Source organism: Flavobacterium sp. 22659, from assembly GCF_052044235.1.
Taxonomy (GTDB): Bacteria; Bacteroidota; Bacteroidia; order Flavobacteriales; family Flavobacteriaceae; genus Flavobacterium; species Flavobacterium johnsoniae.
Map to the genome: position 1 here is coordinate 284,627 of NZ_JBQEMU010000003.1, position 14,268 is coordinate 298,894.

General features: G+C 34.4%; 8 protein-coding genes, 1 tRNA gene and 1 riboswitch. Of the genes, 5 read left to right on the forward strand and 4 right to left on the reverse strand.

All coding sequences use genetic code 11. The annotated features are described in order from the left end of the window. Positions 1–73: 73 nt before the first annotated feature. Positions 74–1,105 carry a LacI family DNA-binding transcriptional regulator gene (locus ACTJIW_RS05040; protein ID WP_012023484.1) on the reverse strand — a complete coding sequence of 344 codons (1,032 nt, stop codon included), beginning with the start codon at positions 1,103–1,105 and terminating at the stop codon, positions 74–76. A gap of 235 nt (positions 1,106–1,340) precedes the next feature. On the opposite strand from ACTJIW_RS05040, the gene ACTJIW_RS05045 reads away from it, so the two are divergent. The 4 genes from ACTJIW_RS05045 (at position 1,341) to ACTJIW_RS05060 (ending at position 10,040) form a co-directional block, all read left to right on the forward strand. Beyond that, complete coding sequence (locus ACTJIW_RS05045; RefSeq protein WP_440714595.1) at positions 1,341–4,322, forward strand: SusC/RagA family TonB-linked outer membrane protein; 2,982 nt, start codon at positions 1,341–1,343, stop codon at positions 4,320–4,322. A 35-nt stretch (positions 4,323–4,357) separates the two neighbouring features. Beyond that, positions 4,358–5,962 carry a RagB/SusD family nutrient uptake outer membrane protein gene (locus ACTJIW_RS05050; protein ID WP_121362500.1) on the forward strand — a complete coding sequence of 535 codons (1,605 nt, stop codon included), beginning with the start codon at positions 4,358–4,360 and terminating at the stop codon, positions 5,960–5,962. Positions 5,963–5,981: 19 nt separating this feature from the next. Then, positions 5,982–7,082, forward strand: coding sequence for a SusE domain-containing protein (locus tag ACTJIW_RS05055; RefSeq protein WP_121362499.1), 1,101 nt, complete (start codon positions 5,982–5,984; stop codon positions 7,080–7,082). An 84-nt stretch (positions 7,083–7,166) separates the two neighbouring features. Beyond that, positions 7,167–10,040, forward strand: a complete 2,874-nt coding sequence (locus ACTJIW_RS05060) for an alpha-amylase family glycosyl hydrolase (protein ID WP_440714594.1) — start codon at positions 7,167–7,169, stop codon at positions 10,038–10,040. Between the two features lie 115 nt (positions 10,041–10,155). On the opposite strand, the gene ACTJIW_RS05065 is transcribed toward ACTJIW_RS05060, so the two are convergent. Next, complete coding sequence (locus ACTJIW_RS05065; RefSeq protein ID WP_044047562.1) at positions 10,156–10,383, reverse strand: DUF6814 family protein; 228 nt, start codon at positions 10,381–10,383, stop codon at positions 10,156–10,158. An 11-nt stretch (positions 10,384–10,394) separates the two neighbouring features. Further along, a complete protein-coding gene (locus ACTJIW_RS05070) occupies positions 10,395–11,891 on the reverse strand; it encodes an MFS transporter (RefSeq protein ID WP_440714593.1) in 1,497 nt (498 codons plus the stop codon). Positions 11,892–12,132: 241 nt separating this feature from the next. After that, positions 12,133–12,324, forward strand: a riboswitch (cobalamin riboswitch). Between the two features lie 279 nt (positions 12,325–12,603). Between ACTJIW_RS05070 and ACTJIW_RS05075 the strand changes: the two genes are divergently transcribed. Beyond that, on the forward strand, positions 12,604–13,923 hold the full coding sequence (locus tag ACTJIW_RS05075) for a DUF5074 domain-containing protein (protein ID WP_440714592.1): 1,320 nt from the start codon (positions 12,604–12,606) through the stop codon (positions 13,921–13,923). A gap of 216 nt (positions 13,924–14,139) precedes the next feature. Here the strand turns inward: ACTJIW_RS05075 and ACTJIW_RS05080 are convergent. Then, positions 14,140–14,215: transfer RNA gene (locus ACTJIW_RS05080), tRNA-Phe, on the reverse strand. Positions 14,216–14,268: the final 53 nt, after the last annotated feature.

Below are 14,268 nucleotides of genomic sequence, written 5' to 3' on the forward strand. Positions count from 1 at the left end.
ATTTTTTTATTAAAGCTAATAAAAAAGCCATAAAAATTAATTATGGCTTTAGAAAGTGTTGATTTTAAGTTTTTTAGTCAGTAGATTCTCTTTTTATGAGATGCGTTTCTATGACTTCTGTAATGTAATTTTCAGTATGTTCTTCATCCTCATCTTCTTCCGCCTCTATACGTTCAATGAGCATTTTAGCTGCTTTATTGCCCATTTTTTCACCGCTTTGACTAACTGTAGTGATAGTTGGAGTTGAATATTTTGAAATAATTCCGTCTGTAAAAGCAATAACGGCTAAATCTTCAGGAACTTTTAATCCCATTTTATTGGCTGTTTTAATAATCGTTACTGCAAAAAGCTCGTTTACGGCAAAAACAGCATCGAAAGCACGATCATGCAAAAGCTGGCTGATGGTAATTTCGCAGGTATCTACATCTTCGATTTTTATAATTAAATCCTCATTAAAAGGTAATCCGTTATCTAATAAGGCTTTTTCGTAACCGTCTGTTCGCAGTTTTCCAACACTTACATAATCAACAGTTGTTACAAGTGCGATTTTTTTACGTCCACTGTCAATTAAACTCTGAACGGCTTCATACGCTGCTGATTTATCATCAATAATTACTTTATCACATAAAATATCATTCGTAACACGGTCAAACATTACAACCGGCATTCCCTGATTGATAACTTCTGTTATATGATGAAAGTCGCCTTTAAACTGAGTTTCTTTAGAAAGAGACATGATAAAACCATCAATACTTCCGTTGGCTAACATCTCCATATTCAGCACCTCCTTATCAAAAGAATCGTCCGATACACAAATGACAACACTGTAGCCATATTCGTTCGCAACCTGTTCAATTCCGTTGATTACAGTAGAGAAAAAATAATGTACAATTTCCGGAATAATAATACCAATACTTTTGGTTTTTCGGTTTTTTAAACTAAGGGCAATATTGTTTGGTTTATAGTTATAAAACTTTGCAAAAGCCTGAACTTTTAGTCTTGTTTCTTCTCCAATTTCAAGACTGTTTCTGAGTGATTTTGAGACAGTTGAGATAGAGACGTCAAGTTCCTTTGCGATTTGTTTTAAGGTTATTTTACGTTTCATGAGATAAGGTGAAAAAAATCTAATTAATAATAAAGGTATCTGATATTTTTATAATTGACAATTTTAACGCTAAAAGATTACAAAAAATAGAAAGTTTTCAACACTACCACGTTTTCGTAAAGCAATAAAAATTGCCTCAGGTCGAGCACGTTAATAAATTCATAATTTTGGAATTCGAAGTAAAATTAAAAACTTAACTAACAATCACAAACTCAAACTAATTTAAACAAAAAGTATGAAAACAATTTACAAAAAGTTGTTATTTTTATTCCTATTGTTGCCTTTTAGTGTGTTAGCTCAAAACACTCTTACAGGGACTGTTGTCGATAAAACAACAGGTCAGCCAATACCAGGGGTAAACGTAAATGTACAAGGTGCTCCAAATGGTGCATCAACCGGATTTGATGGAAATTACCAGCTGTCAAATGTTAAAAACGGAAGTAAAATCGTTGTTTCTTTCATTGGATACAAAACAGAAACAATTGATTACACAGGTCAAAAAACATTAAATGTTTCTTTAAGCGAAGATACAAATCAACTTCAAGAAGTTGTAGTACAAGTAGGTTATGGTACTGTTAAGAAAAAAGACGCAACAGGATCTGTATCTCAAATTTCTGCTAAAGAATTCAATAAAGGAATTAACGTAACTCCAGAAAGTTTAATTGGAGGCCGTATTGCCGGTGTTAATGTTGTTGGAGGAGGAGCTCCGGGAGCAAAAGCTGATATTAGAATTCGTGGTGGATCTTCTTTAAGTGCTTCAAACGATCCATTAATTATCTTAGACGGACTTCCATTAAGTAATGCGGTTCCAAGTGGTGCTACAAGTATTTTATCTACTATTGATCCAAATGATATTGAATCTTTTACAGTTCTTAAAGATGCTTCTGCAGCTGCTATTTATGGTTCTCGTGCGGCAAATGGTGTAATCGTTATTACTACTAAAAAAGGAACTAAAGGTGGTGTAAAAGTTAATTTTAGTTCACAAGTTGGTGTAAATACAGTAGCTAATACAGTTGATGTTTTAAGTGCAGACCAATTCCGTAATTTTGTAAATACAAAAGGATCTGATGCTCAAAAAGCATTAATGGGTACTGCAAGTACTAACTGGCAGGATGAAATTTTCCACACGGCTTTAACAACAAACAATAATATTTCTGTAAGTGGTGCTTTATTTAATAAGTTACCAGTTCGTTTATCTGTTGGAAATGTTGATAATCCTGGAATCCTAAGAAACACTTCTTTTGAAAGAACTACGACATCGATATCGTTAAACCCGGTATTATTTGACAATCACTTAAAAATTGACATCAGCGGAAATTTATCCTTCAGTAAAAATCAATTTCAGGATGAAGATGCTGTTATTGGTTCAGCGATTAGTTTTGATCCAACACAGTCTCCTTATCAGGCAGGTTCTCGTTATGGGGGATACTTTGAATGGTTAGAAGCAAATGGAAACTTAGCATTATTACCTGCTAAAAACCCAGTTGCAAGATTAAACCAAGAAGATAAAAGATCTAAATCTACCAGAAAATGGGGTAACATTAGCGTAGATTATAAATTCCATTTCTTTGAAGATTTAAGAATCGTTGCTGAAGCTGGTATTGACAGATTTGACAGCAGCGGTTATAATAGACAAAGTACAGAAAGTGCTTTAGGATTTCAGCCAACTGCATTTAGTTCAGGAACATGGGTAAATTTAGGAAACTATGATACTTATACTGATGATCTTCAAAACAAAAATTTAAATGCATACTTTGTTTACAGCAAAAATTTAGGAAAACTTAAATTGGATGCTACTGCTGGATACAACTATCAGTTATTCCAAAAAGAAAAATACCAGTCAGGAGCGCTTACACAGCCTGCTGCAACTAGAAATGAAGATGTTATTACAGATCCGGATATTAATTTACAATCATTCTTTGGTCGTTTAAACTTAGGATGGGACAGCAGATACTTACTGACATTAAATTACAGAAGAGACGGAACATCTCGTTTTTCTGAAAGTAATAGATGGGGTAACTTTTTAGGAGGAGCTTTTGCCTGGAACGTTGCTGAAGAATCTTTCTTAAAAGGTAACGAAACACTATCTAGTTTAAAATTGAGAGCTGGTTATGGTACTACAGGACAACAGGATATTTCACCTCAGTATGATTATTTAAGAAGAGTTACCCTTGGTACAGTTAATACTCAATATGTATTTAATGGTGTTGTTTACAGAACAGCAAGGCCTGAGGGATATAACGAAAACATCAAATGGGAAGAATTATCAGAGATGAATATTGGTGTGGATTTTGGATTCTTAAGAGATAGAATTACGGGGTCAATTAACTATTTTGATAAAAAATCATCTGATTTGTTAGCTGATGTATTAGTTCCGGACGGAGCTAACTTAAGAAACCAAGGATATAATAATATTGGTAATTTAAGAACAAAAGGTCTTGAATTCAGTCTTCAGTCAGATATCATTAAAAAAGATAATTTAACTTGGAATGTTGCAGTTAATGCTACTTACCTGGATCAAAAAATTGAAAATTTAGGACAGACAGTTGAAGGTTTCCAAGGTTACGAAGTAGGAGATAATATTAAAGGAGGAAATGGAAATAAGGTGTTAATTAACACAGTTGGATTTGCTCCAAATTCATTTTTTGTTTACGAGCAATTGTATGATGCTAACAAAAAGCCTATTGCAGGTGCTTATGTAGACAGAAACGGAGATGGTAAAATTGATGCTAATGACCGTTACAGATATAAAAAACCAACAGCAGATTACACATTTGGTTTATTCTCTACTTTAAACTACAAAAAGTTTGATTTTACAATGAACTGGAGAGCAAGTTTAGGAAATTACATTTTTGACAACGTAAATTCTAATATGGGTTATTCAGATGCTGCTTTAAGAAGACAAACAGACTTGTCTAACGTAAGTTCAGATTACTTAAACACAGGCTTTACTTTTGAAGATAATGGAACACAACGTTATTTATCTAACTATTATGTTAAAGATGCATCTTTTATTAAATTAGATAACGTAACTCTGGGATATACTTTGGATAAATCTTTATTAAAAGATATTTCTTTAAGATTCTCTGCTGGTGTTCAGAACGTTTTTGTACTTACAAAATATGATGGGTTAGATCCGGAGAAATTCAACGGAATCGATGGTAACGTTTACCCAAGAGCAAGAACTTTCTTGTTTGGAGTAAATGCAAGTTTCTAATAGTACATTGAAAAACAAAATTTAAAACATACAAAATGAAAATATCATTTAAATATATATCTTATTTCTTCCTATTTATCTTAGGAATAAGTATGACGCTTACTTCGTGTACTGACGATTTAAACGTGACACCAAAAGATGACGATGAGTTTTTATCTGAGACCTTTTTCCAGGATCCAGCATCTTACAAACAAGTTTTAGCAAAATTATATGCTGGTTTATATGTTGGAGGTAATGACGGTGACGGACAAGCTGATATTGCAGGTCTTAGCGGAGATTTCAGCAGTTACTTACGTCTTCTTTTTGTAACTCAGGAATTTACAACAGATGAAGCTATTATTGCGTGGGCTGATGGTACTTTACCAACATTAAACACGCAGACTTGGTCTCCTCAAAATGAGTTTTTATACGGAACTTATTCAAGAGCATCTTATCATATCAGTTTAGCAAATGAGTTTTTAAGACAAACTACGGATGAGAAATTAAATGCTAGAGGTGTTGATGCTAATTTAAAAGCTGAAATTGCAACTTTTAGAGCTGAAGCACGTTTCTTAAGAGCTTTTTCTTATGTTAACTTAATGGACTTATTTGGTAATGTGCCTATTACTACAGAAGCAGATCCAGTTGGCTTCTTTTATCCAGTTCAAAAATCAAGAGCAGAAGTTTTTGCTTTTGTTGAGTCTGAATTAAAAGATTTAGACAGCAGTCTGCCAAATGCAAGAACTAATGAATATGGTAGAATTGATAAAGTTGCTGCTAAATTTTTATTAGCTCAGATTTATTTAAATGCTAAGGTTTACACTGGAACAGAAAAAAATAATGAAGTAGGTACTTTATGTACGGAAATCATTAACTCAGGATATACTTTTGCAAACGTTCCTTATGCGTATTTGTTTTCTGCGGATAATGACAAAAATGGAGCGCAAAACGAAGTTATTTTTCCAATTGTAAGTGATGGAAATGCTATTAGAGCAACTGGAGGTGGTATGAGTTTTATTCTTCATGCCTCTATTGGAGGAAGCATGGATGCCGCTTCAAGAGGAATGGATGGAGGATGGCAGGGTATCAGAACTCGTAAAGAGTTTGTGGCTCTTTTCCCTGATGCAACAGCAACAGGAGATAAAAGAGGAACTTTCTATACTGATGGACAGGCTTTAGATATTACGAATGTATCAACATTTACAGATGGTTATGCTGTAACAAAATATATAAATAAAAAAGCTGATGGTTCACCAGCACAAAGAACTGATATTCCTGATACTGATTTTCCAGTTTTTAGAATTTCTGATGCTTATTTAATGTATGCAGAAGCGGCAGTTAGAGGTGCTAGTACAGCAAATATTGGAACTGCAGTAAATTATATTAACCAAATTAGAACAAGAGCGGAAGCATCAACAATATCTGCAGCAAATTTGAATCTTGATTTTATCCTTGCAGAGAGAGGTAGAGAATTGTTTTGGGAATGTCACAGAAGAACGGATTTAATTCGTTTTGGTAAATTTACAGGAGGATCTAAAATCTGGCAATGGAAAGGCGGAACAATGAATGGTGTTGCGACAGAATCTTTTAGAGATTTAATGCCTATTCCTGCGAAAACAATTCAGGCTAATCCAACTTTAAAACAAAATCCAGGATACTAACACCTAATAGAACTTAAAAATGAAAAATATATATAAAGTTTTAATCGCATTTATTGGTGTATTGGCAGTGTCATGTAATGCAGATGCTGTAGACGAAAGACCAGTTCTTAATGTTGTTTCAACACCAGAAATTACTGCACCTGCAACAGGACAAAATTATGTTCTAGATGTTGAAAAAGCAGCAGAAGAGGCTGCTAAATTTACATGGTCAGCTGCAAAATATTCAACAAATGTTGCTGTAAAATACACCTTGTTAATTGATAAAAAAGGAGGTGATTTTAGTGCTGCAAAAACATTGCAGACTACCACAAACAGTATTACTGAAGTATCTGTACTTGCCAGAGAATTGAATCAGGCAGCGATTGATCTTGGAGGAAAACCTGAAGAAGCTGCTCAGTACGATGTAAAAATTAAATCTGATGTTTCTGGAGGATTTCCTCAGGTTTCTAAAGGTTTAATTACAATTACAGTTACTCCTTACACAGGAAAAGTTCCTTATGATTTTAACGACTGGTACTTAGTTGGAGACGCAACCGTTTCTGGATGGGATAACAATAAAGGGAACCAAATTTTATTTAGAAGCGCTGCAAATGCTAATGAATATAAATTTACAGGATTCTTCAAAAAAGGTGTATTCAAGGCTATCAAAAACCTAGGAAGCTGGGCTCCAATGTATGGAGGGAAAGATGGATCTTTAGCTTATAGAGCAACAGAAGGAGATCAAGATCCAGCAAGTTTTGAAATTCCTGCAGATGGATATTACACTTTTGTTATGGATGTTCAAAAATTAACCTACACATTAGCTCCATATGCAGCAGGTGCCGGAGCAACAGTTTATAACACAATTGGTATTATTGGAGATGCAACTGCTAAAGGGTGGGATGCTTCAACGCCAATGGTTAAATCTGCTTTTAATGCTCACATCTGGACTTTAGGCGTGACATCTCTAAATGATGGAGGAATGAAATTTAGAGCTAATGATGCTTGGGATGTGTCATGGGGAGGCAAAACAGCTTTCTCAGGTGGAGGAACTGGTGATAACATACCAGTTGCAAAATCTAAATATGTTATCTATTTCAATGATTTAGACGGAAGTTATTTGATGATTCCAAATCAATAATAAACTTTCTTCATAATAAAATGGGGCTATCTGCTAGATAGCCCTTTTTTAATCAGACTGACTAACCGAAATAACCACACTATTATGAAAAAAACTTTACTATCAATATTTTTATTGATGGCAGTAACTGTTTTTGCCCAGCAGCAAACCGTTACTTATTCAATAAACCCTCCCGCTTTTGAAGATACTACGCCAATTACAATAACAATTAATGGTACCAGTATTAATGAAAGCACTTGGGGAGTTACAGGTAATGCATTGTATCTTTGGTCATGGTCTTATGATGTAAATGATACCAACCAAATGGATTCTCCGTCTAACGGATCATGGACTTCTTCAAATGAAGCTGCAAAGTTTACCTATAATGCAGGTACTGATACTTATACTAAAACTTTTACACCGTCTGTATATTTTGGACGAAATGGAATTGGCAGAATAGGATTTTTGGTTAAAGCAAAAGACGGAAGCGGCAGCAAACAATCTCAGGATATTGTTGTCGAAGTTGGATCTTTTCAGGTAAACCTAACTTCACCTGTAGAAAATAGCGCTTCAATTATAGCGTCTGGTTCCAATTTTAATATTGCAGCCACAAATACAAACGGAGCGGCAAGTTATTCATTAAAAGCAAACGGAACTGTTATAAATACCAATGCAAGTACTGCAAGTTATTCTTATTCTCATATAAATGTTACCAATAATCAAACGTATGAATTGAGTGTAACTCAGGGATCGACTACAATTGTAAAAAAGTTTTCAGTTGTGGTAAATCCAAACACAGTTTCTCAAACAATGCCTGCAGGATTAGTTGATGGAATTAATTATAATTCCAATGATACTTCAAAAGCAACATTGGTTCTTGATGCTCCTTTAAAAGATTTTGTTTACGTTGCCGGAAGTTTCAATAACTGGCAGCCAACTTCGGCGTATGCCATGAAAAAAGATCCTGTTTCGGGAAAATTTTGGTTAGAATTAACCGGATTAGTTTCGGGAGTAAATAATACCTATCAATATTGGGTTGTAGATGCTTCACCTCTTGCCGGTTCTCCGTCTTTAGTAAAAACAGCCGACCCTTATTCTACTTTGGTTTTATCTCCGTATGATGATCCGTGGATTCCAGCATCTTCTTATCCAAATTTACCAGCTTATCCAGCAGGACAGCAGTTTGAAGTTACGGTTCTTAAAACTGGTCAGACTCCTTATAACTGGCAGGTAACTAATTTTACAAAGCCCGAAAAAGAAAAACTGGTTATTTATGAAGTTTTGGTTCGCGATTTTGATGCAGCAAGAAATTACCAAAGTATAATTGATAAAATCGATTATTTCAAAAACCTGAAAATTAATGCTATCGAATTAATGCCGGTAATGGAATTTGAAGGTAATGAAAGCTGGGGTTATAATACTTCTTTTCACATGGCGTTGGACAAATTTTATGGAACATCGGATAAATTAAAAGAACTAATAGATGTATGTCATCAAAACGGAATTGCTGTTATTCTTGATGTTGCTTTAAATCATGCTTTTGGAAGAAATCCAATGGTTAGAATGTGGATGAACGATCCTGACGGTGATGGTTTTGGCTCGCCAACAGCCGAAAATCCATACTTTAATACAGTTGCAAAGCATACGTTTAGTGTTGGAGAAGACTTTAATCATCAGTCTACAAGAACACAATATTATGTAGAGCGCGTAATTAAGCAATGGATTCAGGAATATAAAATTGATGGTTTTAGATGGGATTTAACAAAAGGTTTTACACAGTCTTGTACAGCCTCAGATCAATCTTGTACAAATGCATACCAGCAAGACAGGGTAGATGTTTTAAAGAAATATGCTGATTATTCTTGGAGTCTGGATCCAACGCATTATACCATTTTTGAGCATTTAGGAACTGAAGCCGAAGAAAAACAATGGGCAGATTACAGAGTAACAGAAACTCCAAGTAAAGGTGTTATGATGTGGGGTAAAATGACAGATCCTTACAATCAATTGTCTATGGGGTATGCTTCTGAAAGTAATATTTCGAAAATGTCAAGTGCCAATCGTGGTTTTGCTGCAAACCGTTTAATAGGTTATGCCGAAAGTCATGACGAAGAACGTTTGATGTATAAAAATGTGCAATACGGAGCCTCAAACGGAGCTTATAATGTAAAAACATTAAATACGGCTTTATCAAGAATGTCGGCAATTGGAGCAGTTTCATTATTAGTTCCAGGGCCAAAAATGATTTGGCATTTTGGAGAACTGGGCTGGGAGAGTTCAATTTTTACCTGCAATGATAATTCAGTAAATACTGATTCAGATGCCACAGGAGGAGATTGTAAACTTGATACCAAACCACAGCCTCAGTGGGTAGATAACTGGTTAGGAAATTCAAATCGTAATAAAATTTACAACGATTGGGCTAAGATGATTACACTAAAAAAGGCCGAACCTGTTTTTTTAGGAACTTCAACAATTCCAGATTCTAATTCGCTTACAGTAAACATTAAAATAACCAATGCAGGTTTAACTTCGGCACAATTAAAAGAGGTTTTGATTTTAGCCAATTTTGATGTTACGGCGCAAAACGTTTCGACAGGTTTTCCGTATGCAGGAACTTGGTACAATTTAATGGACAATACTGCAATAAATGTTACCGATGTAAATGCTCAGATAAATTTACCTGCAGGTGAATATAGAATTTATGGAAACAAAACAGCCAATTTAGCTATTGAAGATTTTGAAAAAGGAAGTACGGTGAATTTATATCCAAATCCGGTTTCGAATCATTTCACTTTAAGTACCGCAGTTTCAAAAGTTCAGATTTATTCAGTTTCAGGACAATTGGTAAAAAGCTTTGCTTCAAACGGAAATGTTGATTTTCAATTTGGCGTAAGTGAATTACAAACAGGTTTGTATATCGTAAAAGCTTCAGATGAAAATGGTAAAACACAGGTAATGAAGTTTATCAAAAAATAAACATTGAAAATATATCTCTAAACAGATTAAAAATTTGGTTTGGTTAGTAATGTGAAAGGGCTGTTCTATTGAAAAATAGACAGCCCTTTTCTGGTTTAGTTGTTTATTGTTTCTGTTATTTCTTTTTATGGTTATACTCTCCAATAACAGCAAAATAACCAAATGTTCCTAAGCCTAAAACAATAAGAGGCGTGAGGATAAAAAGAATAATAATACCAAAGACTAAATCATCTTGCTGATCTGATAATAATTTAGGTAAGCCAAATTCAAACACGCAGAAGTAAGCGGCCGCAACTGCCAAAATAACCCATAAAACGCCTAAAGCTTGTTTGATTGTATTCATGTTCTTAAATGTTAAAGATGATTAATTTTGTTTTTGTTGTCTATGTAAATCATTCCTATAACGAAACAGATCGACGCAATAATAATAGGATACCAAAGTCCGTCAAGATAAAAATCGTTTTTTCCGGCTGCTTTTGCATGAGTTACAAAATAAGTCGAAATTGCCGGCAGCAGACCTCCAAAAATTCCATTTCCTACATGATAAGGAAGTGACATAGAAGTATATCTGATTTTAGTTGGAAACATTTCAACTAAAAACGCTGCAATTGGACCATAAACCATTGTAACAAATAAAACCTGAATGAAAACTAAAAAAATTAATGTCCATTTATCGCCAGAATTGATATTTATAGTAACACTGCTTTGAGATTTTTTCTTATCAGCAAAATCTGTTTTCTTTTCGATATACGTAGTTCCATCAGTATAGGTTTTTGAAATAGTGGTAATTACGTCATTATTTTTTGCTTTTTCGATCTTTTGAGAGGTTTGTTCTACAATTTCGGTTTTGTAACTCACATCAGTTGTGTTGTACATCATTTTATATATAGGCCTGTAGAATAAAATAGCGAGTAACATACCGAACATCATAATGTATTTACGGCCGACTTTGTCACTCAGCCATCCAAAAACAATAAAAAACGGCGTTCCTATCAATAATGCAATTCCAAGTAAACTGTCAACCTGAGAAGAATCTACATTCATAACCGTTTTCATAAAACTCATGGCATAGAATTGTCCGGTATACCAAACAACACCCTGTCCCATTGTTGCGCCAAATAATGCCAAGAGAACAAACTTTAAATTGTATCGGTTTCCAAAACTTTCCTTTAAAGGATTTGCACTTGTTGTTCCTTCCTTTTTAGCTTTTGCAAATACAGGTGATTCGTCCATATTTTTTCTAATTAAATACGAAACTCCCACCATTACAATAGAAACCCAAAAAGGAACACGCCATCCCCATGAATCAAAAGTTTCGGCCGAAAGCACATTTTTGGTAGCCAGAATAACCATCAAAGAAATAAATAAACCAACCGTTGCAGTAGTCTGGATCCACGATGTCCAATATCCTTTTTGCCCAGCCGGAGCATGTTCGGCAACATAAGTCGCTGCACCGCCATATTCTCCGCCAAGAGCCAAACCTTGCAATAAACGCAGAATCAAAACTAACAGAGGCGCGAGAAAACCAATAGTTTCATAACTTGGGATACAGCCTATTAAAAAAGTAGAACCTCCCATTAATAATAAAGTAGCCATGAAAGTATATTTTCGGCCGATAATATCTCCCAATCGTCCAAAAAATAAAGCGCCAAAAGGTCTGACAACAAATCCGGCAGCAAATGTGGCTAATGTGGATAAAAATGCTGCAGTTGGATTATCACTCGGAAAGAATTTAGTTGAAATTACAACGGCCAAACTCCCAAAAATATAGAAATCGTACCATTCAATCATTGTTCCCATAGAAGAGGCCGAAATTACTTTCCAAATGCCTTTAGTAGAAGTTTTGCTCATAAAACGTTCTGTTGATTTAATAATGAATAAAAAATTAAAATACGATTTTACGAATATATAAGATATTTTTTTATTTAGTTGATACTTTTTTAACAAAAACTAATTAATTGTTGATAATACATTTTTAATCAGTCAATCCTTAATAATTCGGAATATATCACAGAATGCAGATGTGCCTAAACCCTTATATAGTTTAAGTATGCATGGATTTCAAAAAAGAAAACACTAGTTTTGCAACTCAAAATTTAAATCAGAAAATGGTTGTCATGTTTGATTAAATATGACATTAAAAGGGAATTTGGTGCAAATCCAAAACTGTCCCGCAGCTGTAAGCTCATTAACTGAAACCCTTTAATATGTCACTTTTCAATTCGAAAGGGAAGGCTGGGTGTAGGGAGCAAGTCAGAAGACCTGCCATTTTTATAGTAATAACAGCTTTCGGGGATTGAAGCTTGAATTAAGAATAATACTTTTTCACTCTAAGTGAAATGGTATTGTTTTATCATTCTATTCTCGTAAGCTAAATAAGTTTATGAGATTTTTTTTCTGTAAATGCGATGTCTTAAAAACAGTTTCTTTTTGGGTGTTTTTTCTTCTTGACGTTTCCTTTTCTCTATCAAAAAATCATTAAACATGTCATTGCTCCAGAAACGTAGTTTTAGTGCGCTGGATTTAAACATTTAAGTAATATAATTTTTTTAAATATTTAATAATGAGAAACAATTTTTTTTCCAAGCAATTAATCGCCATTGCTTCTTTAATGATGCTGGCAACTTCATGTAATAATGATGATGATTTTACGGCGCCGCCTGTTATCAAGGGCGAACAGCAGTTAAAAGATACTTTGACAATTGGAAAAACACTTCAGCTGAGTTCAAAAATAAAAGACAGAAATAATGTTTCATTTGAATGGGCAGTAAACGGAAATGTTGTAGGATCTGATTCGACATATACTTTTAAACCAGAAACAAGAGGAGATTTTAAAATTACGATGACTGCCAAAAACAATGGCGGAAACGTATCTCTAACTTACGATATTCACACATTTGGAGCTTATGAAAACGGATTCTTTATGATTAATGAAGGATGGTTTGGACACGGAACAGGAACAGTTGGGTTTTACAGATACGATACAAAAGCAATAGAAGACAGTGTTTTTGTAAAAGTAAATCCAGATAAAGATCTAAAACCAGAATCATCAACTTTAGAGTTTGGAACTGTCTTTAATAAAAAGCTATTCTTGGTGTCTAAAGTCGGCGGACCAGTTGTAGTTGCAGATGCTTATTCGCTTAAAGAAGAAAAAAGAATTCCGGCTCAGGGCGGAAACGACTGGCGTGCAATAGTTGGAATTGATGAAAATCAGGCTTTGCTTACTTCTGGAAAAGGAATATTCAAACTTAATTTGAATACAATGGAATTAAACGGACAAGTTGAAGGAATTACAGGTCAGGTAGGAGACATTGTAAAAGCTAACGGATATATCTTTGCATTGTCGGCATCAAAAGGGGTTATTGTAATTAACGCTTCAACATTAGCAGTCGAAAAAACAATTTCAGGAATGGTTCTGGGATTTGCTGTTACTGATGATAAAAAAGTATGGGCTGCAGGCGGAACAAAACTTATCAATATAGACTCTAATACTCTTGAGGTAAAAGAAATCGCATTAGGTTTTCAGGCTTACGGAAGCTGGGGAGCCTGGCATCCGGGATCTATTACAGCTGCAAAAAATGCTGTTTTCATTGCCAAAAATGGAAGCTGGAGCGGTGGTAAAGAAATTTATAAATATAACGGAGATGTTTCTTCATTAGCTTCGCCTTTTGTTACATTAACAGATTCTAATATATTATATGGAGCAGGAATTGGTTATGATAAAAAGAAAAACACTTTAGTAGTTAATACAGTAAACGAAGGATATGGAGTAAATTTTGCGATCAACAACCTTTATTTATTCAATGCAGATTCTGGAGCTAAAACAGGAACAGTAAGTTTTTCAGGATATTATTTCCCGGCGGTTTCTGTATTTCATCAATAAGATTTTAGACTAGGTTTTTTAACCGCTAAGACCGCAAGGTAAAAACGCAAAGTTCGCAAAGCTTTATCGATATAAAGTCTTGCGAACTTTTTTTCAGCCACAGATTAAAATGATTTTTAAAATCTGTATAATCTGCGGGTTATTCTTCTTTATTTTTGATTAAAAATTTTCCGAAAATAATAAAAACAAAAAGCCCGAATATTGCTATTCGGGTTTTGGTGGTACCTCCAGGGATCGAACCAGGGACACATGGATTTTCAGTCCATTGCTCTACCATCTGAGCTAAGGTACCGTCTTGTGCTCAATGCGGGTGCAAAGATAGAATCATTTTCCGTTTATCCAAAA